Consider the following 21,333-nt stretch of genomic DNA (forward strand, 5'->3'; position numbering starts at 1 on the left):
CTCTGGATCCCCGATAAAAACATTCGGGGATGACAATTTAAGGCAACTTCACCCGCATCAGCTTACTTTTGCTTTTTTTGGATTGAGTCGCCGGATTACTGGCTTCACTAAACAAGAATGAATAATCACTCGCCAAGGTTTGCTGCTGCCCTGCTACTGTTGCCCCAGTATGGCAGCTCAGGCAATTGATATCTTGATGGTAGGTTTCCAATATCGTATTAGCAACGGGTTGCTGGGCGACCGGTGGCTGGGCATTGCCATCGGGAAGTGGTGACGTCGCGCCGGGGTAGATGGGGGTGTTGTTATTGGGCCAAAGCACATTCACCAGCTGGTAATTCAGAAATACCGAGCTGGGATTGGCCGCTTTAATCGTGGCCCAGGTATTACTATTAAGTGCAGCAATATTATTGGCGGTGGTATTGCTGATCGGCGTAGTACGCACCACTTGCACTGGTGCGCTATAAGGATCTGTGCCCACCACCGGCATTTTATTTTGCACACATTTGTAGTAATCCGTCGCCGGATTACAGCTCAGGTTGTAATAGGTATACCAAGACAGAGGCGGCGCGCTTAGCTCATTTTTGCTGGGCGCATTATAAACATGCTCAAAAGTGCTCCACATAAACTGCTGGGCATTGGGCGTTTTGCGAATAATATGCAAAGCCACCAAACCCACGGTCACCTGCTTAGGCGTTGTATTGCCGCCGCCTGTAATCGGATAACTCACCCATGCTTTGGATGTTTTAAACATCGGCCAGAGCGTAGGATCATCCAATTCTATCCAGGCTGCCTTGATTTCAATCGCGCCCACCGTGCCATAAGTTGAGAACGTTGCCGAGCCATCAGGCAGATTCAGCCCCTGTGTGGTAGCAAATGCGGGCTGTTTATTAGCGACATACAGCTGATTCTGATTGATATAATTGTACTCATCCTGATTAAGTCGTTTTTCAAACAGGGTGACGTAATTATTCATCTTAGGCTGCGCAGTCAGCCATGCCCCATTGGTGCCTGCCTCGGCAATGTCTTTTAATGGGGGCACGGGAGATGCGCCAAATTTAGACGTCAAATACAAGCCCTTCACCCCCAAAGCCGAGGTGGCTTTCAGGGTTTTACTTTTCATTAAAGAGCGCATAGCCAAGGGAGTCTCCTGTTTATTCGCCCAAGGCAAAGGGGGCGCGCCATTCGGGCGAAATACCTCTGAAGATTCCTTATAGCTTTCCCAAACCACAGGGTTGAGCGAGCCTGCCACCCCAAAAGCAGCAGCAGGCACGCTGTTATCCGGCTGCCCCGGTAAACTAGGGTCAGCCACCCAGTTAAGCGTTATAAATTGCTGCCATGCCAGATTATTGAAAGCGTTCTGATTGGTACCCTGTGAGTCGCAAGGAATAATAGGCTGCAAAACCGGCACCCCCGCCCACGTTGGGCAAGCTGCATTGGCTGCAGCCCCAAGCACCCCAAGCAACAAGCCCGCCGCCCCTCCAATACACGCGGATCCCCTCCAACGATTCAATAAGCGCATGGCAAACCTCTTTATGCAGTGATCAAGCCGGAATAATATTTAACAAGGCCGACATAGGCGCTTGCGCCGTGTCCCCATAGTTAGTCAGCGCTAAACCACGCAGCCCGAGCGCCGCATTGGCCCCAATGCTCACCTGCAAATTGAGTGAAGCGCATTGGGATGGGTAGGAGTTGCCCGGCACGGCGTAATTCACATTGTCATTAAAGTTACTCACCACCACCGTGATATCCGGCCCAAAATCAACCGCTGGCAACTGCCCCTGTGGGCCAAGCTGAGCCGTGGTGCAAGTAAGCACCATCGGAATATTGCTTTGCCCAAGCCGGGCAATCGGTGCAATCAGGGTGGAGTTGCTCGCCAGCGAAATCGGCGTATTCATCGGATTGCTAACCTGGGTATTAAAGTAAGCACTCCAAATGGCCGAGTGAAACAGCTGTAAGGGCTGAGCATAATCTGGCGGCACCGGCGTTGCTGGCGGGGCCACACCTGCAGGAGGTGGTAAGACGCAAGCCTCATTCGCAGGCGCTGCCGCAACCTGTATCGGGCGCGCCCACAGGCCAATCGACATTTGCTGGGTAAGCTGGCCGCCCCACTGAATGGGCTCGCCCGATGCATCGGTGATATCGCCAATCGTAAACGACACGCCCGCAGCCACCCAGGATTGCGGCAGTTGAAACACCGCATGCAGCACAAAATTGCCGCCATTTTGTGGCGACGCGCTCGTTGCACCAAACAACATGCCCGTCACCGGATCAGTTAATTCTGCCGAGCCACGCACAATTTGCCAGCAATCCTGAGCCGAAGCGCCTGCTGGCAGTTTGGGATCTGCAGGTAGGGTAAAGCCGCTTAAATCAGGCACCTGAATATATAAGCCCGTTGGATTGGCCAGCGCGGCTTTGCAGGGAAAGCCGGTTAACTGCCCGCCAATCGCCTGATTCACCGATTGCCCGATATGCGGATCGCTATTGCGATAGGCCTGCCCGTATTGCGCACAACAAATCAGCGTTTGCGGCACGCTATTGCCGCAATTACGCTGAATGGTTGCACCGCCAGCCAAAGCCATTTCTGTTTGCAGGGTATTTGGCGTGCTGGTCAGATGCATCGCTCCGCCATAATTATTACGGCTACCTCGCACGGCAACAGGGCCGCTATTCCATTTATTCAACGGGTTATAAGCAGGACGGCCCGTAGATGGATCGATCACTACGGCTTTAGTCACCGGATCGAGCAAATACAAATCGCTAAGAGGCACCACCACTTGGGCCGAAGCAGGCGCGCCAAAGCTGAGGGTGGACGAATACACATCGGCCACTTTTTGCGGATCAATCATCCACAGCGTGTTCCAGTATTCCGGGTTTTCGCAGGTCAGATCAATGCGGGTGATTTTATTGCTTTGCGGATCACGCACCACGCTCCATTCGCAATACTCATCCTGCCAGCCGCGCGGGCCATACGGGCCGTACATATGCAGCTCGCTACTCCATGTGGCTTGCGGGCAAAGCTGAGTAGGGATATTTTTGAAAGCAGGGATAGGCACTTCGGTGGTGCCGTATTGGTCGGCAATCGCAAATAATTGTTTCGACGAATAGTTATAAGGATTTGCAGGGTAAGCGCCTTTGCCCAGATATTGGCTCAGGCGGTTTGGAAAAGCCGTCCAATGAATTAAAGCCGCGGTAGCGGTGCTGGGAATGGTGGTGAAATTCGTATCGAAATAGGATGTTTGATTGCTAGCGTAAAGCAAATTCCAAGGATCGCCCATAATGGCTTGGGCCGTAAAACCGCTGATATTGGTGTTCCATTGCAGGCAAGTGGCATCATTTTGCGGCGCGCCAACCGGGAAATCATTAATAAATGCAGGCGTATTAAACACCACTTTCTGATAAGAATCGCATTGTGGTGCGCTACCAAACCAAGGCTGGCCGGAGAAAAACGCGGCGTCCCCTGGGCTAAAGCTGCGGCCATTGGTGAGTACCATATTTTGACGACAATAAAAAAAGAAGCTGATTTCAGCATTCTGCGCGGCGTAAGCCTGAGCCTCCTCCACGCTACCGCATGCTTTTGTACCTATCCAGTTAGCCCAGTTGGCTTCTTGGTATTGAGCGACGTTGTTCGTTTTGATCCAGGTATTTTGCATCATTTGCTCCAATTAAACAGGCCATACAAGGAATGCCACCCATTAAAAGCAGGGGGTGGATTAAGACACCGAAACCCAACACCAACAAAATTGCAGATAGGTATCAGAAGCAATGGCCTGATGACAGCAAGCCCAGCTAAATAAGTGAAATTAATATAGTTTGAGTACCTCATACCACAATGGAATATTTAATTATAAGACAGCACGAAAATATAAATATGTAAGCATATTAAATAATAAAGAAAGAATTTAAAACAAAAATAGCAGATGACTTACTGACATCAAGGCAATAAAAAAACCCGCCAGCATCGTGCTTGGCGGGTTTTTACGCTGAGCGTAGCGCAATCATCAAATAGAAGCAGCCCGATAAATTGTCAGCAAGTCATCTACGTTTAATGAGGCTCCGCCCACCAATCCGCCATCAATATCGGGCATGGCAAATAGCGATGCGGCGTTGTCCGCTTTTACGCTGCCGCCGTATAAAATCGTCACCGATTCGGCCCATACGGGTGAGAACGTTGCTAATTGCTGCCGTAAGAATGCATGTACGTCTTGCGCCATTTCTGGTGTAGCGGCAAGACCTGTGCCAATGGCCCAGACCGGTTCGTAAGCAAGCACGAACATGGCGTTCTTTTTCATTAACTGCAAAATGGCGGTCAACTGCTCGGCCAAAACGGCTTCCGTCTGGCCCGATTCTCGATCGCTCATGGTTTCACCCACACACACAATGGGAATCACGCCAGCGGCAATACACATGGCCGCTTTTACCGCCACAGTTTGATTGCATTCGCGGTGGCGATCTCGCCGCTCGGAATGCCCCACAATAGCGTAACGGCAGCCTAGCTCCGCCAGCATATCTGCCGACCACTCGCCAGTGCGTGCGCCATGAGTGACTTCCGCGACATCTTGCGCACCATAATGCACTCTGGATCGGCTCTCTAGCTCCTCCGCCTCCAAGTGCACAGATTCACTTGCTACTTCACCAGCGCCATAATGCACACCTGAGCGGCCAGCCAAGCGCCCTACTTCCCCCAGATAAGGCGCGGGTGGACACACCACCAGCTCTACGCTATCCATTACGGCCGCAGATAGGCGCGGCAGGCTTTCGCGGCACAAGGCCAGATTGCCAAACATTTTCCAATTGGCCACCACCATTCTGGCGCGCGGCGCGGCTAAATTAACTGGGCAGCTGATGGTTGCATCTGGGCTATCTATTGTTATTTGCATCATGGTGTCCTTTTATGAAACAAGCGCTGTATCTGCTGACTGCACGGCGGCTTTTGCCAGCCACTTAGCCAGTACTTCATCGGCATTGGTCGCCAGATGCAGCCTGAGCTTGGTTCTGCGCCACAGAATATCTTCAGCACTTTTTGCCCATTCAAATTGCATTAAATAACGCACTTCGGCGGCATAGAGGTTCGGCAGGATTTCCTCGCCCAAATCAGCCACACACCTTGCGCCTTTAAGTAGCACGCGCGTTCTCGATCCATAAGTACGAGCGTAACGCTGCAATACTTCCTGCGGCATCCATGCATAATCTTTCGCTAGCTTTTGCATAAACTGCTCGAAACTGCCATACAAATCACCACCCGGCAGAGGCTTGCTGGCGCTCCATGTTGCGTGATGATTACCCAGATGCGGCGCAAGTAAATCAACCGCCTGCTCGGCCAGCTTGCGATAGGTGGTGATCTTGCCGCCAAACACTGACAATAAGCCTTCACTGGCATCAAACTCCAGTGAGTAATCACGGGTCACGCTAGCGGCATTGCCGGAAGCATCGTCCAGCAGCGGGCGAACGCCTGAAAACGTCGCCACCACATCGCTTGGGCTGATCTGCTGCTCAAAGTAGCGATTACTCATTTGGCAGAGGTAAGCAATTTCGTCTTTATCGATGCTTACTCTAGCCGGATCAGCGTGGTATTCCACATCGGTGGTGCCAATCAGGGTGAAGTCTTTTTCATAAGGAATCGCAAAAATAATGCGCTTATCGGGGTTTTGAAAAATATAGGCATCAGGGTGATCAAATAGCTTTTTCACCACAATATGGCTGCCTTTCACCAAGCGCAGCGCATGGGCCGATTTCTGGCCGACCACATTTTTAAGCACCGACTCCACCCAGGCACCCGCCGCATTCACCACCGTGCGGGCTTTTACTTGCTGCACGCCCCCCCTACCACTATCGCCTTGCAAAGTGCAATGCCAAACGCCTTTTTCACGCTTAGCCGCCACGCACGCCGTTTGGGTATGCACCACGGCCCCGTGTTCTACCGCATCCATCGCATTCAGTACCACTAAGCGGGCGTCTTGCACCCAGCCATCTGAATAGGCAAAACCGTGGGTGTAACCCGCTTTTAATGGTTTGCCAGAGGCATGGCGATCAAAGCGAATCGTTTCTGTACCACGCAAAACTTTGCGACTGGCCAAATGATCATAAAGAAACAAACCAGTACGGATCAGCCACTTTGGACGGCCAGTAGGGTCGTGCGGCATCACAAAGCGCAGCGGCCAGATAATATGCGGGGCTAAATCCAGCAGCACTTCGCGCTCTTGCAGCGCCTTGCGAACCAAGCCAAATTCGTAATATTCCAGATAGCGTAAGCCACCGTGAATTAGCTTGGAGCTGGCCGACGAGGTGTGCTGCGCCAGATCGTCTTTTTCGCACAGGCACACAGATAAACCACGGCCAGCCGCATCACGCGCAATCCCAACCCCATTAATGCCACCACCCACTACTAATACATCGTAAATTTTCTCTTCCACGCTTTTCTGCCCCGGATGCGATGCAATGATTCATTATTGATCGTATTTGTACATAAACAAATACAAAACAACAAAATACTAACATTATATTTTCTAATATGTTTGCTATGGAAAACCCCTACACGCTTTTTTGCATCTTGCAGGCTTCCCCCATCGCATAGTCGTCACTGGCTTGTTAAACTTGGAACAAGAAACAACATCACTGTTTTTTTATTCAAAGTGCTTTCCCCCGCGAGCGGGATCAAGACGCTCAGTACAACTAGCCAAAGAGACGCAGCATGATTTTGAATCTACGCCAGCAGGAACTTTTAAAATGGGTACAAAGAGAGGCATATGTCAGCGTAGATAAGCTGGCTGAACACTTTGATGTCACCCAGCAAACGATTCGCCGCGATATTCATCAGCTGGTTGAAAACAAGCTGGTGCAAAAGCTGCATGGTGGGGTAAGCACTTTATCCAGCGTAGAAAACGTGGCCTATGCCGCAAGGCAAGTGCTGCTGATCGAAGAAAAACAAAGAATTGCCGAGTTGGTGGCCGCACATATTCCTAATAATGCGTCTTTATTTATTAATCTGGGCACCACTACCGAAGAAGTCGCCAAGGCGCTGCGCCATCACCATGGCCTGCATGTAATTACTAATAATCTGAATGTGGCCGCGATGATGTGCACCTATCACGACTGTGAGGTGATTATTGCGGGTGGCATGGTGCGTGGGCGGGACAGAGGTATTACTGGCGAGGCCACCATCGACTTTATTAATCAATTTAAAGTGGATTACGGCATCATCGGCATTTCCAGCATCGAAACCGACGGCACGCTGCGTGATTTTGACTTTAGAGAAGTACGCACCGCCGAAGCGATCATCAAACAATCACGGCATGTGTTTTTGGTGGCCGATCACTCCAAATTCGGCCGCCCAGCCCTCGCCCGCCAAGGCCATTTATCACAGATCACCGCCTTATTTACCGACCAACCCGTCGATGCGGCGATGGAAGCGGTCATTAAAGAATCAAAAACCCAACTCTATATTGCAGAAACGCCTCATTAAGATTGAAGCTTAGCTCTTGTGAAAGAGAGGCCCCAATATTAGGGCACCAAACATATTGGTTTATGCAATATGTACGTTATTCGTAGCACGGGTGAAACCCCAAAAGCACGAAAGCCCTTCATCGGCGAACAATCGAGCCGGCGGCTGCGGAACTCACTCGCAAACTCGCTCAGACAGGCATCAAAGAAACCCCGCCCGCTTGTACCTCGTGTCGCGACTTCAGAACTCTAAAAGCCCCGTGCAAAGAGCGACAATACGTTTTTTCGCTGTTCGTTAATGAAAAGCAATTTGGTTAATGCGTATGGGGTGAAACCCGCCGATTTCGTAGCATCTCACTTTATAAAAGCGGGTTTCACCCCAGTCCTATCAATTTAAGCGACTTAACTTAGCGAAACCCAAATCTTGAACCACAGAAAGCACAGCGTTTCACGGAGAAAACCAGCTTAGGCGTTAAGCTTTAACAGGGTGTGCAACGACGCAGTCGTTGCGCAGAACCAAGCCTTGGCGATTTTTGACCTTAAGTTGATAGGGTTGGGTTTCATCCGTCCTACGGAGCATCATCAATGACGTTGAGCTAAGTTGACCCACATGGCTTTAATCGCTTTCACGGCGAAAGCTTAAGTTAAAATCCCCAATTTGTAGCTTCACTGAAACAAGCGCTTTTGATCTCCGACTCCCCCCTCATGCAGAGATGTACCTCTCTTTGCAATCAAAAACAATCAATCCACCGCATAAAAAACCGTAATTTCTGCATGGCCTAAACCTTTTTTCCTCGTTTTTCATAAAAATGCAACAAATCTAAAGAAACATTTACCCCGCTTCACCCCCCGTAAAACCTCATTATTTTGCTTTTGTAGTCTATTTTTTCTGATTACAAGTTGCGGTATCCCCTGATATAAATCAAGCATACAACGATTAAAATCAGAAACGATCAGAAACGAACATCACACAACACTTCCTGATCTGACTGGTTTTAATAAAGCCAGCAATTCATACAAAAGCACACTCATAACACATCGCTTGCCGCCTAAAGCAAAGGGGATAGAAGTGGAAAACAAATACATTTTGGCGCTTGACCAAGGCACAACCAGCTCACGCGCAATTTTGTTTAATCAGGCAGGCGACATCATTTCGATGACGCAAAAAGAATTCAAACAAATATATCCTCAGCCGGGCTGGGTAGAGCACGACGCACTTGAAATCTGGGTTGGGCAATCCACCGTGGCCCACGAAGCCATTACCCGCGCCAATATTGATAGCACTCAAATCGCCGGCATTGGCATTACCAATCAGCGCGAAACCACCGTGGTGTGGAATCGTGAAACCGGCCAGCCGGTCTATAACGCCATCGTTTGGCAAGATCGCCGCACTGCGCAATATTGCGATGAAATTAAAGCCCAAGGCCTTGAAGCATCGATCCGCGCCAAAACCGGCCTGCCGGTTGATGCTTATTTTTCTGGCAGCAAAATCAAGTGGATTTTAGATAATGTAGAAGGCGCACGCGAGCTGGCTAATGCGGGCAAGCTGGCTTTCGGCACAATTGATAGCTGGCTGATCTGGAACTACACCCACGGCGAAGTGCATGTGACTGATGTATCAAATGCATCCCGCACCATGCTGTTTAACATCCAGACACTGACTTGGGATAAAGACATGCTGGAGCTGATGGATATTCCGGCCAGCATCCTGCCGGAAGTACGCTCCTCTAGCGAAATTTACGGCCATACCCATGAATCGATGTTGGGTAGCCGCGTGCCTCTATCCGGCATTGCAGGCGATCAGCAGGCCGCCCTCTTTGGTCAGCAATGTACCCGCCCCGGCATGGTCAAAAACACCTACGGCACGGGCTGCTTTATGATGATGAATACCGGCGTTACACCGATCATTTCTAAAAACAATCTGCTGACCACCATCGCCTGGCAAATTGGCGACCGTGTTGAATACGCGCTGGAAGGCAGTATTTTTATTGGCGGCGCAGTAGTGCAATGGCTGCGTGATGGCTTAGGCATGATTAGTAAGTCTTCTGAAGTCAATGAATTAGTGGGCCAGGTAAAAGACAGCAATGGTGTCTACCTCGTACCTGCCTTTGCGGGCCTTGGTGCACCACACTGGAATCAGGACGCGCGTGGCTCGCTATTTGGCGCAACGCTGGGTACAAAGTCAGCCCACATCGCCCGCGCAGCACTTGATAGCATCGCTTACCAAACGGCCGATGTATTAAAAGCGATGGAAGCCGATGCAGGCATCAGCATTCCTGAGCTACGCGTAGATGGTGGCGCAAGTGTAAACCCACTCTTGATGCAATTTCAGGCCGACATTCTGGGCACTGATGTGATCCGCCCAAAAATTACCGAAACCACCGCCCTTGGCGCGGCTTATTTAGCCGGCCTTGCCGTGGGTTATTGGAAGAGTATTGAAGACGTGCAAAGCCAATGGCAGCTAGACACGCGTTTTAGCAGCCAAATGAGTGCAGAAGACTCGGGCAAGCTGCTTAAAGGTTGGCACCGCGCAGTAGAAGCCACCAAAACTTGGGCTAATCACGAAACGGATTAATAGAGCTGTAGAACGTGAGAAACCCGCGAGCGAGGCTGAAAAACACGCGAGTTTCACCCGCCCTACGATGATTCGAATAAGCGTATTAATAGAGAAAACCGTCTTCCTCAGCAAAGAGGTGAAGAAAACTCAAACAATACCCTTATCCTCCGGGTGCATGCCCGCTCCTCATTGGATTTCAAAATGACTCCATTATTTGCAGAGTTTATTGGCACCGCTTTACTGGTCCTTTTAGGTAATGGCGTCGTCGCCAATGTATTACTGAATAAAACCAAGGGCCAAAACAGCGGCCTGATTGTGATTGCTTTTGGCTGGGCCATGGCCGTGTTTGTGGGTGTATTTAGCGTGGCCGCCATTAGTGGCGCTCACCTTAACCCTGCTGTTTCTATTGCGCTGGCCGTAGCGGGTAAATTTGCATGGAGTGATGTAGCGGGCTATATCGTGGCGCAAATGCTGGGCGGTATGGCAGGCGCTTTTGTGATGTGGCTGATTTATCACAAACACTTTGAAAGCACTGAAGACGGCGATCTAAAGCTAGCGGTATTTTGTACCGGCCCCGCTATTCGCCATGTAGCAGGCAATTTGGTTTCTGAAATTGTCGCCACCTTTGTTTTGGTGTTTGCGATTTTAAGCATGGTCTCCCCCAAAATGTCACTGGGTGCGATTGACGCCCTACCAGTAGCGCTTCTGGTACTGGGGATTGGCGTCTCTCTGGGGGGCACCACAGGCTACGCCATGAATCCGGCTCGCGATTTAGGCCCACGTCTGATGCACGCCATTCTGCCGATTTCCGGCAAACGCAATAGCGACTGGGGCTACGCTTGGATTCCTGTTGTAGGCTCTATTGTGGGTGCCACCTTGGCAGCACTCGCACACGGTTTTAACTAATGAGCGCCAGCCAATGGGCTGGCGTGTTTCCCTTGATCAAACATCCTCTTTGCGATGTTTTCATATAAAGATTTCCGATGCTTAAATTCCTGCAACCGGCCGCCCATATCGCACGTATGGACGAGCAAAAAATCGACAGCACTTATAAACGGCTTCGCTGGCAAATTTTCCTGGGGATTTTCCTTGGCTACGCGGGCTATTATTTAGTTCGTAAAAATTTCTCGCTGGCCATGCCTTATTTAGTTGAGCAAGGCTTCTCACGCGGCGATTTGGGTATTGCCATGTCAGGGGTGGCCATTGCCTACGGGATATCCAAGTTTTTAATGGGTGCGGTTTCTGATCGCTCTAATCCACGGGTATTTTTAAGCCTTGGACTACTGCTTTCTGCGGCTATTTTCCTGTTTATGGGTTTTGTGCCTTGGGCCACATCCAGCGTGACCATTATGTTTGTACTGCTGTTTTTAAACGGCTGGGTACAGGGTATGGGCTGGCCACCATGCGGTCGCACCATGGTGCACTGGTGGAGCCAGAAAGAACGCGGCTCGGTAGTGTCCGTATGGAATTGCGCACATAACGTGGGCGGCGGCATGATTGGCCCGCTGTTTATTTTAGGCATGGGCTGGTTTAACGATTGGCGATCAGCATTCTATGTGCCTGCTGCGGCAGCCATTGCCATTGCGGTGCTGGCCTTTGTGGTGATGCGTGACACCCCTCAATCTTGCGGTTTGCCGCCGGTTGAAGAATACAAAAACGATTACCCAAAAGATTACAACGCCGCGCATGAAGTGGAATTAAGCGCTACAGAAATCTTTAAAAAATACATCCTGCCTAATAAGCTGCTCTGGTGCATTGCCTTTGCCAATGTATTTGTTTACCTGCTGCGCTATGGCGTATTGGATTGGGCACCAACTTACTTAAAAGAAGTGAAACATTTCACCGTCGATAAGTCGTCATGGGCTTACTTCCTATTTGAATGGGCGGGTATTCCGGGCACCCTGCTTTGCGGCTGGATGTCGGATAAAGTGTTTAAAGGTAATCGCGGCGCAACAGGCTTGTTCTTTATGGGCCTCGTGACCATTGCCACCGTGGTTTATTGGCTAAATCCGGCAGGCAACCCAACCGTAGATATGCTATCGCTGATCGCTATTGGCTTCTTTATTTACGGCCCAGTGATGTTGATTGGTTTGCATGCTCTGGAGCTGGCTCCGAAAAAAGCAGCAGGTACTGCAGCAGGCTTTACTGGCCTATTTGGCTACCTTGGCGGCTCGGTTGCGGCTAGCGCCGTGGTGGGCTATACGGTGGATCATTTTGGCTGGGATGGTGGCTTTATGCTGCTGATCGGCTCATGCGTCGCCGCCATGATTTTATTAGCGCTGACTATGTTTCATGACACACCCGCAAATAAAACCAAGCGTGACGAACAAATGCTCAAACCTGAATTAGCAAAAGCCAGCAGTTAAAACACAATTTGCCATACCCTGCCGCTCAAAACATTGAGCGGCATTTTTTTGCCCGTCTCGCCTGAAAGCCCTGCATTTACCCATGATGTACTCCATAAACATCAACTACAGTTAGCTACTGTTTATTTGCAAGAACTGCTACTGATCGCCAATCCCAGTGCGGTCTACAATCTAGCCATTCGATCGCTTCACGCACACAGGATGACTATGAATCACGCCTACCTATCACACATCAATGCCACCCTTGAACAAATCCACAGCGATGGCTTTGCCAAGCCAGAACGAGTGATCGCCAGTAAGCAGCGTGCGGACATCACCTTGCAGAGTGGCCAAGAAGTGCTGAACTTTTGCGCCAATAATTATCTAGGCTTGGCAGATGATGCCCGGCTGATTGCAGCCGCCAAACAAGGCATGGACGATTACGGCTATGGCTGTGCTTCGGTGCGCTTTATTTGCGGCACCCAGCAGGTACATAAAGATTTAGAACAGGCAATTTCTGGCTTTCTAAAAACCGACGACACCATTCTGTATTCCAGCTGTTTTGACGCCAATGGCGGCGTATTTGAAACGCTGCTGGGTGAGGAAGACGCGGTCATTTCGGATGAGCTAAACCACGCTTCGATTATCGACGGTGTGCGTCTGTGTAAAGCCAAACGCTTTCGCTATAAAAACAACGACATGCAAGACCTTGAAGCGCAGCTAATTGCCGCAGATGCAGCGGGCGCGCGTTTTAAGTTGGTCGTCACCGATGGCGTATTCTCTATGGACGGCATTATCGCCAACCTGAAAGAGCTATGCGATGTAGCCGAGCGCTATAACGCGATTGTGATGGTGGATGATTCGCACGCCGTGGGCTTTATCGGCGAAAACGGCGCGGGCACGCCCGAATTATGCGGCGTACAAGACCGTATTGACCTTTACACCGGCACCTTGGGCAAAGCCCTAGGCGGTGCTTCGGGCGGCTATGTAGCAGGCCGCAAACCGATGATCGATCTGCTCCGCCAGCGCTCACGCCCTTATTTGTTCTCCAACACCCTCGCCCCCGCCATCGCCGCAGCCAGCTTGAAAGTATTAGAAATCTTAGCAAGCGCTGAGGGCAAAGCACTGCGCAGCAATCTAAAACGCAACGCCGAATACTTCCGGAGTGCTATGTCTGAGGCAGGCTTTACCTTAGTTCCGGGCGAGCACCCGATTATCCCCGTGATGCTGGGCGATGCACGCCTTGCTGGTGCCGTATCCGCAGCGCTCCTTAAAGAAGGCGTGTACGTGGTTGGCTTTTCCTTCCCTGTAGTACCCAAAGGCAAAGCCCGTATCCGCACCCAAATGTCGGCAGGCCACACGCTAGAGCAAATCCAGAAAACAGTAGATGCGTTTATCAAAGTAGGTCGCGAGCTGAAAGTAATTGCTTAAAAATAAAGACTTAAAAGTTCTGTAAACACAGAGATCAATGAGAACACAGAGCGCATAGAGAAATCCGTAGCTTGGGTTAGCAGTCTGCGTGCGAGGTTTACCTCGCTCAGCGATGTATCGCGTAACCCAACCTACGAAAGCATATTGCAGACTAGAAAGGCCAACTTAACTTAGCTTTTCCTCCATGTTCTGCTTTTAACCTCTGTGTACTCTGTGTCTACAGACCTTAGGTTTTGTAGCCCTAAAATAATTAATGGAAATACCAGATGAAAGCCTTATCAAAATTAGAAGCAGCCCCTGGCCTGACGATGAATCAAGTCGAAAAGCCTGCCATTGGCCATAACGACCTGCTGATTAAAATTAAAAAAACCGCCATCTGTGGCACCGATATTCACATCTGGAAATGGGACGATTGGGCGCAAAAAACCATTCCTGTGCCTATGCACGTTGGCCATGAATATGTAGGCACGGTGGTTGAAATTGGCTCTGAAGTACAAGGCTTTAAGATTGGCGATCGCGTCTCCGGCGAAGGCCATATCACCTGCGGCCATTGCCGTAATTGCCGTGCAGGCCGTCGCCATCTTTGCCGCAATACCGTCGGCGTGGGCGTCAACCGCCCCGGTGCTTTTGCTGAATATCTGGTACTACCTGCCTTTAATGCCTTCCCTATTCCTGACGATATTTCCGATGATTTAGCGGCCATTTTCGATCCATTCGGCAATGCCGTGCATACCGCGCTGTCGTTCAATATGGTCGGCGAAGATGTGTTGATTACCGGCGCAGGCCCGATCGGCATTATGGCGGTAGCCATTGCCAAACACGTTGGCGCGCGCCATGTGGTGATCACCGACGTTAACGACTACCGCCTTGATCTGGCCCGCAAAATGGGTGCAACTCGCGCCGTCAATGTCTTAAAAGAAGATTTAAAAGACGTGATGGCGGATTTAAAAATGACCGAAGGCTTTGACGTGGGTTTGGAAATGTCCGGCAACCCGCAAGCCTTTCGCACCATGCTGGAAACCATGCAACACGGCGGCAAAGTTGCGCTGCTAGGTATTCCACCGGCAGACACCGCCATCGACTGGAATCAGGTGATTTTCAAAGGACTAGAAATCAAAGGCATTTACGGCCGTGAAATGTTCGAGACCTGGTACAAAATGGTCGCCCTCATCCAATCTGGCCTCGACATCACCCCGATTATCACTCATCACTTCCATGTGGATGAGTTTGAACAGGGCTTTGAAGCCATGTTGTCGGGACAAAGCGGTAAAGTGATTTTGAGCTGGGAATAAAGACTCATCCTAGCTCAGCCCAAAGGGCCCGGAGACACTGGGCCCTCGTCATGCCAAACCCTGCTCGAATAAAAGCTTAAACAGCGGACTCTAAATCTGCGTAAATCCCCCATCCACTGTCAGCTCTACACCATTCACATAGCGCGCATCATCCGATGCTAAAAACAATGCTGCAGCGGCGATGTCTTCGGGCAGAGCCACATAGCCTAGCGGCACGACCTCTGCAGCGTAGCTAGCGAGCCCAGCAAGCTGCTCTGCATCCCATTTCAAGCCGTTTTCCATAATCGGTGTACGGGTGAGGCCCGGGCTAAGTGCATTCACCCGAATCTTGCGCCCTTTCAAATCATTAGCCCAAGAGCGCGCAAACGAGCGCACTGCTGCCTTAGACGCGTTATAAAGACTCAGGTTTTCCATGCCCTTATTCGCCACAATAGAGGCCGTCAACACCACAGAACCGCCATCTTTTAGCAGCGGCAACAGGGTTTGCACCGTAAAAAAAACACCCTTTACATTGATATCAAACGTCTTAGCAAACTCTGCCTCAACCGTCTCTCCAAAGCGGTTGTATTCTGCAATGCCGGCATTGGCAAATATCACGTCAAGCACGTCACCCTGTTGCTCAATCGTGCTTTTCAGCTTTTGCAGCTCGCTCAACTCTGCCACATCCGACACCACGGCAATCGCCCTTTCCCCCAGCGCCGTGACCGCGGCATCCAGCGTTTTAGCCGACCTGCCCGTCACATAAACACGGCGTGCACCCTCATCAAGCAAGGCCTTAGCAATTGCAAAACCAATACCGGTTGAGCCACCGGTTACAACGGCTACCTGATTTTCAAATTTAGCTGACATGGTGTATTCCTATTTTTACTCAATTGTAAAAGGGTGCAACGCGCCTGAATGGCAACCATGAGAACACCAGTCCACCCATCAAAAGAAGACCTCACCCTGACCAGAGTGCTGTATGTGCTCAGCGACCCCGCACGCCTTGCCATTGTGCAAAGCCTTGTCAGTGTTGGAGAGCAAGCCTGTGGTGCTTTGTGCTAGGTAAACCCACCACATCGCATCATTTCAGGGTACTGCGCTAAGCAGGCATTATCCGCATGACTGCGGACGGCACACAATTTATTAACAGCATACGCAAAGAAGATCTGGACAGCCGCTTCCCTAGCTTGCTGGATGCGGTACTTTGCTCATCGGCGATGGCTTAACATCGTGCACCATGCTCATTTAGGGTAACAAATACCATTCCCACTTAGAAAAATGAACTCCGCTTTACTGCTGATAGTCAGACACTTGTCTTCATTTTCTTAAGATTTATATGAGTAGCCGTTTAAAATTACGTCCACTAGAACGATCTGATTTACGTTTTGCCCATGAGCTCAACAATAATGCCAAGATTATGCGTTATTGGTTTGAAGAGCCTTATGAGACCTTTTCTGAGCTCACCCAGCTGTACGATCAACATATTCATGATGTACGCGAGCGCCGCTTTGTGGCCATCAATGGCAATAGCGATACCGTGGGGTTTGTAGAATTAATTGAGCTAGATTATATTCACCGCCGTGCTGAATTCCAGATTATGATTGCGCCTGACCAGCAAGGGAAAGGCTATGCCACAGAAGCCACGTTACTAGCGGCTCATTATGCTTTTTCAGTGCTTAATCTGCGTAAACTTTATTTGGTTGTTGATGTTTCTAATTTAGCGGCAGTCCATATTTATGAGAAGTGTGGCTTTATTAAAGAAGCCGAATTAATTGAAGAATATTTCTGCAATGGCAGTTATCACAATGTATTCAGAATGCGGCTGTTTCAGCATGATTTTTTCGCACAAAACCGCATCCAGAAATAAAACCATTTAAATTGCCTGTGCTTTGACTAAAAGCACAGGCATAGCCTGCAAATTCTATTTATTTAAGCAAAGCATACATCACTTTTTTGCAAGAGCAGCTTCAACCACGAAAAGAGTGTTTATAAAAACACTCACAGCTCGATTCGCGCCCATATTCCATAGAGATCAACTTTAGCTAAATCAGTAAAAAGCAATACTGACTTAAGCTGCAAAATGGTCAACCGCAAGCAATGGATTAAACTTGAAGTAAATAGAATCAGCGTGCCCCCGCAGCAAATCATGCTGCCATTACGGCAGCAAACTTGGCAATTGAGCGCTCAGTTGTTGCTTCTCTTTTACAGCAGCTCCCAATAATGCAAAGCCAAGCAACTGACCTTGAGCATCAACAAAACGAGCATCTACTCCGCCCTCGATGGCGGACACTTGCCACTCACCCTGTGCGCCAATTGCAGGTGGGGCCACCACCGTCGGGCAGGCCGGGGTTTTCACCACAATAGGCATGGCGGGATATTTTACCGGGGTGGGCGTACCGGCCAGAGTAGCGGCCAAGGCACGGGCGCAGTGCATAATCGGCATCACAAAGGGCAGGTTTAATCCCATGACTTCGGCGCAATCACCTAGGGCGTAGATATGCGGCTGAGAGGTTTGCAAAGCTTGATCAACCACAATACCGCGATTCACTTTTAAACCAGCGCTGGTCGCTAAATGAATGCGTGGGCGCAGGCCAACGGCTGAAAGCAATAAATCAACTTCTACAATCGAACCGTCGTTTAATTCCACCAAATAACGATCTTCTAAATGATCGTAATTTGTGGCCGTCATCCCAAATTTAAATTCAACACCCGCGTCCTGTAATTGCTGGCCTAAATAACGCCCTGCCGCTTCAGGTAAAAAACGTGATAAAGGCCATGCTGCTGGATCAATCACCACAGGCTTAATACCCTGTGCTAATAAATCATTGGCAAACTCGCAACCAATCAGCCCTGCCCCTAAAATACCTACCGTTTTAACGCCTTCCAGTTTTTCTGCAAAAGCGGCATAGTCGTTAATATCGTTCACCGATAATACATCGTCATCGGCATTACCTGCTAAGGGCAGACGAATTGGATCTGCGCCAATGGCTAAAACTAAATCACGATATTCAAGCGCCTGACCATCAATTAATAAAACCTGCTTATTGGCAGTATCAATTCCGACCACTTCGGTATCGGGCAAAATAGCGGCGCTTAATTCTTCGGCCATTTTAGCGGCTGATTTCATGACTAATGTTACCGCCGTCTTTTTTCCCGCCAATGCATTAGATAGCATGGGCTTAGAATAAAAATCAGCAGCATCTTGAGCAATCATCGTTAAGTGGCTGGTTTGATCCAGTTTGCGAAATTCACGTGCGCATTGATAGGCGGCTAAGCCTGAACCAATTATGACGACAGGGGCACTCATTTGTCTTCCTTGGTGAATGGAGCGCTAAAATCAAACTTCAAACAAACACATTGGTTTTAATCCCAAAATACCTCGCTCAGCGCAATTGATCATTGATTCGCTCAATTAAATCAGCGATTAATGAATAGGCTCATTGTGCAACATCGTTACGGCGGGCAATGGCGCGTTTAATACCGCTTGCCTTACGGCTTCTACTGCCGCTGTGCGCGGAAAATTACGTCGCCAAGCCAGAATCACACGCCGCGTTGGAATTGGATCTTTAAATGGGCGAATAGTCAGCAATAAATCATCCGCACTGCTTACTGATGTAGCAGGCAATACGGTAACGCCAATGCCGCCTGCAACCATATGCCGGATCGTCGTGAGCGAGCTGCCTTGCAAGGTGCGCTGCAAACTTCCTACAGGCAAGCTTTCTCTGTTTAAATCAGGACAAGCTTGCAAGACATGATCGCGAAAGCAATTACCAGAAGACAGCAGCAGTACGTTTTCATCGGCCAGAACGGATGAATCAATTTCAGCCTCGCTCTCCCAAGGATGGCCCTTAGGCGTAGCAACGACAAAGGGCTCGTCATAAACGGCTTGCGTAGCTAGGCCTGCTTCAAAAAAAGGCTCTGCCACAATCGCCACATCGATTTCGCCTTGCTTCAGCATTTCTACCAAACGCGCAGTGTAGTTTTCTTCAAGCAAAATTTGCATTTGCGGCGCAGCAAGGCGCAGCTGCGGAATTAAATGCGGCAATAAATAAGGGCTAATGGTGTAAATGATGCCAAGCCGCAAAGGGCCAGCCAGCGGATCTTTGCCCTGCTCGGCCAATTGTTTAATCAGTTGAACTTCTTCTAATACCCGCTGAGCTTGCTCGACTAGGCGCCCGCCAATCGGCGTCAGCGTCACATCGCTGGCTGAACGCTCAAATAAAGCCACGCCCAGCTCTTCTTCTAATTTTTTCACCGCCACCGAAAGTGTCGGCTGCGAAACAAAACAGCTGGCGGCTGCACGGCCAAAATGGCGCTCACGCGCCACGGCCACGATGTATCTTAATTCGGTCAGCGTCATACTTTAGCCTGCCAAAAACGAATACCCCAAGTCGCCGCAATCAAGCCACTAAAGCCCAATAAAGCCAGCACGGGCAAAGACAAGCCGAATAAGCTCCAATCGATCACGCCGCACTCGCCATGCCCGGTCAGCACGCCTTTAAAAACCTGCAACCAAGGCTGCGTTTCCATTAAGTAATTTAGCCCCGGCCCGCAGGACGGCAGCGAGCTAGGATCAATAAAATACTGAATCGCCACATGCCTCGCGGCAACCGCGCCCCCGGCCAAACCCACAATGGTAAGGACAATCGGCCAGAAGCGGCTCATTTTAGGCATGGGGATGGCGGCAGCGCAGAAAGACAATAGACCAAACGTAATAAAACCCACACGCTGGAAAATACACAGCGGGCATGGGCTTAAAAACTGGGTTCTTTCCAGATAAATTGCAAAAGCAATCGTGCCTGCACAGAATAAAGACAGGGCCAAATGGCCCAAACGCCAACGCAACATACTTACTCCAAAGGCCAATCAATAGATACAGACTATTCTATCAGCCAACTCGATCAAGAGGGCGCTTATGACAGCACAAGAATTGCCGATTGATACACCGCACAGGGCGCAACATTCATAGGGCTTGCTTAAGAGTCGCTATCTTGCATAAAAGTTCCGTGTCAGCAAAATTAAGAATACTTTACTGTCCGGAATCTGACAATGGATCGCCAGTGGACTGGAAAAGCGTATCACTCGCTGGATTCAATAGACAAAAACGCTCTAAGCTCGCCTTCCTTTGCCATCGCATCGCGATAACCCAGCTCGATCAGCTTGCGGGAGTAACCACTACAAAATAATAAATAGCTGGCAACCACCGAGCCCTGATGCCGGAACGCGCCCATGCCACCTAATAAAAAGCGCATTCCCCATGGAAACTCCAGCTTAAAAGCCACTGCCAGCCGCTCTAATGGTTGAGAAGGAGAAATCGCCAGCACTTTAATTGGCCGCAAGCCCAATGGCAGTTGCAGGGCGACTTCGGCAGGCACGGCAGCTAGCGTGCGATTAATGCGGGTTAAGCGCTCCAGATCAGTATCTAAGCCATCCAGAAAAATACTATTCATAAGATGCCCCATCACCTGAGCCAGTGTGGGGTAGCTGGTATGCTTTTCTCTTGCAGAAAGGTCAGCCACCTGTGGCGCAACACCAATCACCAAAATGCGCTCAGCCCCTAAGTGAATGGCGGGGCTGATGGGCGCAATTTGCCGCACCGAGCCATCACCAAAATATTCGCGATGCAGCCTGATGGCAGGGAATAATAAAGGAATCGCCGCAGAGGCCATCAGGTGATCGACGCTGATACTCGCCTTCACCCCTACTCTGGAAGCCCGGTGCCATACTTCCAAGTCAGCAGCCCCCTGAAAAAAAGACACCGACTGCCCAGATGTATAACCAGAAGCAGAAATCGACAAAGCACGCAAAGCACCTGCCTCAATGCTCTGCTGGATACCTGAAAAATCCACTCTATCAATCAATAAATCACGCAATGGCGCATTATTTAAAAATGCCCGCGGGTTATATTTGCCCAAGCCCCCCAAAAACAGCGATAGCAACCAATGCCCTGCCGTCTTTAATAAATGCCATACCGAGGTGTGATAAATATGATCGGGGCTAAGCCCCTGCCAAAGCCTTGCCAGCTCAAACACCGAACGGCGAAAATGAGCGGCTCCGGCCGCTAATGCCACAGCATTAATGCCGCCCGCCGATGTACCACAAATAATAGGAAACGGATTGGCAGCCCCTTTGGGCAGCAACTTGGCAATCGCCAGCAAAACACCGACTTGATACGCCGCCCTTGCGCCGCCGCCTGATAAAATCAAGGCGGTATCAGCGGCATGCGCCTGCATTCGTTTAATCCCCATCCTGCGCCTCTTTATGCTTTCGTTTTAAATAAGCGAAACAG

At 50.0% G+C, this 21,333-nt stretch carries 17 protein-coding genes; 8 read left to right on the forward strand and 9 right to left on the reverse strand.

Annotated elements, in window-relative coordinates; genetic code table 11:
- Nucleotides 1-37: 37 nt before the first annotated feature.
- The 4 genes from ACFQNF_RS20400 to glpD all read right to left on the reverse strand — a co-directional run bounded on the left by ACFQNF_RS20400 (nucleotide 38) and on the right by glpD (nucleotide 6,410).
- On the reverse strand, nucleotides 38-1,519 hold the full coding sequence (locus ACFQNF_RS20400) for a hypothetical protein (protein ID WP_380190175.1): 1,482 nt from the start codon (nucleotides 1,517-1,519) through the stop codon (nucleotides 38-40).
- Nucleotides 1,520-1,541: 22 nt separating this feature from the next.
- A complete protein-coding gene (locus tag ACFQNF_RS20405; RefSeq protein ID WP_380190177.1) occupies nucleotides 1,542-3,653 on the reverse strand; it encodes a hypothetical protein in 2,112 nt (703 codons plus the stop codon).
- 345 nt (nucleotides 3,654-3,998) lie between these two features.
- Complete coding sequence (gene tpiA, locus ACFQNF_RS20410; protein WP_380190178.1) at nucleotides 3,999-4,880, reverse strand: triose-phosphate isomerase; 882 nt, start codon at nucleotides 4,878-4,880, stop codon at nucleotides 3,999-4,001.
- A gap of 9 nt (nucleotides 4,881-4,889) precedes the next feature.
- Nucleotides 4,890-6,410 (reverse strand): glycerol-3-phosphate dehydrogenase, encoded by a 1,521-nt coding sequence (gene glpD, locus ACFQNF_RS20415; RefSeq protein WP_380190180.1) that lies wholly within the window; start codon nucleotides 6,408-6,410, stop codon nucleotides 4,890-4,892.
- A gap of 278 nt (nucleotides 6,411-6,688) precedes the next feature.
- Between glpD and ACFQNF_RS20420 the strand changes: the two genes are divergently transcribed.
- The 6 genes from ACFQNF_RS20420 to tdh all read left to right on the forward strand — a co-directional run bounded on the left by ACFQNF_RS20420 (nucleotide 6,689) and on the right by tdh (nucleotide 15,062).
- Nucleotides 6,689-7,459 carry a DeoR/GlpR family DNA-binding transcription regulator gene (locus ACFQNF_RS20420; RefSeq protein ID WP_380190182.1) on the forward strand — a complete coding sequence of 257 codons (771 nt, stop codon included), beginning with the start codon at nucleotides 6,689-6,691 and terminating at the stop codon, nucleotides 7,457-7,459.
- A 1,047-nt stretch (nucleotides 7,460-8,506) separates the two neighbouring features.
- On the forward strand, nucleotides 8,507-10,012 hold the full coding sequence (glpK, locus tag ACFQNF_RS20425; protein WP_380190184.1) for a glycerol kinase GlpK: 1,506 nt from the start codon (nucleotides 8,507-8,509) through the stop codon (nucleotides 10,010-10,012).
- A 183-nt stretch (nucleotides 10,013-10,195) separates the two neighbouring features.
- Nucleotides 10,196-10,900: an MIP/aquaporin family protein gene (locus ACFQNF_RS20430; protein WP_380190186.1), complete on the forward strand. Its 705-nt coding sequence runs from the start codon at nucleotides 10,196-10,198 to the stop codon at nucleotides 10,898-10,900.
- A gap of 77 nt (nucleotides 10,901-10,977) precedes the next feature.
- Nucleotides 10,978-12,360, forward strand: coding sequence for a glycerol-3-phosphate transporter (gene glpT, locus ACFQNF_RS20435; protein WP_380190188.1), 1,383 nt, complete (start codon nucleotides 10,978-10,980; stop codon nucleotides 12,358-12,360).
- A 207-nt stretch (nucleotides 12,361-12,567) separates the two neighbouring features.
- The gene (locus ACFQNF_RS20440; RefSeq protein WP_380190190.1) at nucleotides 12,568-13,770 is read left to right on the forward strand and encodes a glycine C-acetyltransferase; all 1,203 of its coding nucleotides are present in this window, start codon (nucleotides 12,568-12,570) and stop codon (nucleotides 13,768-13,770) included.
- A 266-nt stretch (nucleotides 13,771-14,036) separates the two neighbouring features.
- On the forward strand, nucleotides 14,037-15,062 hold the full coding sequence (gene tdh / locus ACFQNF_RS20445) for an L-threonine 3-dehydrogenase (protein WP_380190192.1): 1,026 nt from the start codon (nucleotides 14,037-14,039) through the stop codon (nucleotides 15,060-15,062).
- Nucleotides 15,063-15,152: 90 nt separating this feature from the next.
- On the opposite strand, the gene ACFQNF_RS20450 is transcribed toward tdh, so the two are convergent.
- The gene (locus ACFQNF_RS20450) at nucleotides 15,153-15,911 is read right to left on the reverse strand and encodes an SDR family NAD(P)-dependent oxidoreductase (protein ID WP_380190194.1); all 759 of its coding nucleotides are present in this window, start codon (nucleotides 15,909-15,911) and stop codon (nucleotides 15,153-15,155) included.
- Nucleotides 15,912-15,959: 48 nt separating this feature from the next.
- Here ACFQNF_RS20450 and ACFQNF_RS20455 point away from each other — a divergent pair, with 48 nt between their 5' ends.
- Together ACFQNF_RS20455 and speG are read left to right on the forward strand one after the other, a co-directional pair.
- Nucleotides 15,960-16,106, forward strand: a complete 147-nt coding sequence (locus ACFQNF_RS20455) for a hypothetical protein (RefSeq protein WP_380190195.1) — start codon at nucleotides 15,960-15,962, stop codon at nucleotides 16,104-16,106.
- A 274-nt stretch (nucleotides 16,107-16,380) separates the two neighbouring features.
- Nucleotides 16,381-16,911 (forward strand): spermidine N1-acetyltransferase, encoded by a 531-nt coding sequence (gene speG / locus ACFQNF_RS20460; RefSeq protein ID WP_046352974.1) that lies wholly within the window; start codon nucleotides 16,381-16,383, stop codon nucleotides 16,909-16,911.
- 288 nt (nucleotides 16,912-17,199) lie between these two features.
- Here speG and ACFQNF_RS20465 read toward each other — a convergent pair whose 3' ends face one another.
- The 4 genes from ACFQNF_RS20465 to ACFQNF_RS20480 all read right to left on the reverse strand — a co-directional run bounded on the left by ACFQNF_RS20465 (nucleotide 17,200) and on the right by ACFQNF_RS20480 (nucleotide 21,292).
- Nucleotides 17,200-18,351, reverse strand: coding sequence for an NAD(P)/FAD-dependent oxidoreductase (locus ACFQNF_RS20465; RefSeq protein WP_380190197.1), 1,152 nt, complete (start codon nucleotides 18,349-18,351; stop codon nucleotides 17,200-17,202).
- A 117-nt stretch (nucleotides 18,352-18,468) separates the two neighbouring features.
- Nucleotides 18,469-19,404: a LysR substrate-binding domain-containing protein gene (locus ACFQNF_RS20470; RefSeq protein ID WP_380190199.1), complete on the reverse strand. Its 936-nt coding sequence runs from the start codon at nucleotides 19,402-19,404 to the stop codon at nucleotides 18,469-18,471.
- Entirely contained in the window at nucleotides 19,401-19,892 is a 492-nt protein-coding gene (locus ACFQNF_RS20475) for a disulfide bond formation protein B (protein WP_380190201.1), read from the reverse strand. Before ACFQNF_RS20475 ends, ACFQNF_RS20470 begins: the two co-directional genes overlap by 4 nt.
- A 230-nt stretch (nucleotides 19,893-20,122) precedes the next feature.
- Entirely contained in the window at nucleotides 20,123-21,292 is a 1,170-nt protein-coding gene (locus tag ACFQNF_RS20480; protein WP_380190203.1) for a patatin-like phospholipase family protein, read from the reverse strand.
- Nucleotides 21,293-21,333 lie beyond the last annotated feature (41 nt).

It is taken from the genome of Iodobacter arcticus (assembly GCF_042664895.1).
In the GTDB taxonomy this organism is placed as follows: Bacteria; Pseudomonadota; Gammaproteobacteria; order Burkholderiales; family Chitinibacteraceae; genus Iodobacter; species Iodobacter arcticus.

Excerpts from the sequence above, each read along its gene's own strand:
- ACFQNF_RS20400 (WP_380190175.1), bottom strand. The coding sequence starts at position 1,519 with ATGCGCTTATTGAATCGTTGGAGGGGATCCGCGTGTATTGGAGGGGCG.
- ACFQNF_RS20405 (WP_380190177.1), bottom strand. The coding sequence starts at position 3,653 with ATGATGCAAAATACCTGGATCAAAACGAACAACGTCGCTCAATACCAA.
- tpiA (WP_380190178.1), bottom strand. The coding sequence starts at position 4,880 with ATGATGCAAATAACAATAGATAGCCCAGATGCAACCATCAGCTGCCCA.
- ACFQNF_RS20420 (WP_380190182.1), top strand. The coding sequence starts at position 6,689 with ATGATTTTGAATCTACGCCAGCAGGAACTTTTAAAATGGGTACAAAGA.
- ACFQNF_RS20430 (WP_380190186.1), top strand. The coding sequence starts at position 10,196 with ATGACTCCATTATTTGCAGAGTTTATTGGCACCGCTTTACTGGTCCTT.
- glpT (WP_380190188.1), top strand. The coding sequence starts at position 10,978 with ATGCTTAAATTCCTGCAACCGGCCGCCCATATCGCACGTATGGACGAG.
- ACFQNF_RS20440 (WP_380190190.1), top strand. The coding sequence starts at position 12,568 with ATGAATCACGCCTACCTATCACACATCAATGCCACCCTTGAACAAATC.
- tdh (WP_380190192.1), top strand. The coding sequence starts at position 14,037 with ATGAAAGCCTTATCAAAATTAGAAGCAGCCCCTGGCCTGACGATGAAT.
- ACFQNF_RS20450 (WP_380190194.1), bottom strand. The coding sequence starts at position 15,911 with ATGTCAGCTAAATTTGAAAATCAGGTAGCCGTTGTAACCGGTGGCTCA.
- ACFQNF_RS20455 (WP_380190195.1), top strand. The coding sequence starts at position 15,960 with ATGGCAACCATGAGAACACCAGTCCACCCATCAAAAGAAGACCTCACC.
- speG (WP_046352974.1), top strand. The coding sequence starts at position 16,381 with ATGAGTAGCCGTTTAAAATTACGTCCACTAGAACGATCTGATTTACGT.
- ACFQNF_RS20465 (WP_380190197.1), bottom strand. The coding sequence starts at position 18,351 with ATGAGTGCCCCTGTCGTCATAATTGGTTCAGGCTTAGCCGCCTATCAA.
- ACFQNF_RS20470 (WP_380190199.1), bottom strand. The coding sequence starts at position 19,404 with ATGACGCTGACCGAATTAAGATACATCGTGGCCGTGGCGCGTGAGCGC.
- ACFQNF_RS20475 (WP_380190201.1), bottom strand. The coding sequence starts at position 19,892 with ATGTTGCGTTGGCGTTTGGGCCATTTGGCCCTGTCTTTATTCTGTGCA.
- ACFQNF_RS20480 (WP_380190203.1), bottom strand. The coding sequence starts at position 21,292 with ATGGGGATTAAACGAATGCAGGCGCATGCCGCTGATACCGCCTTGATT.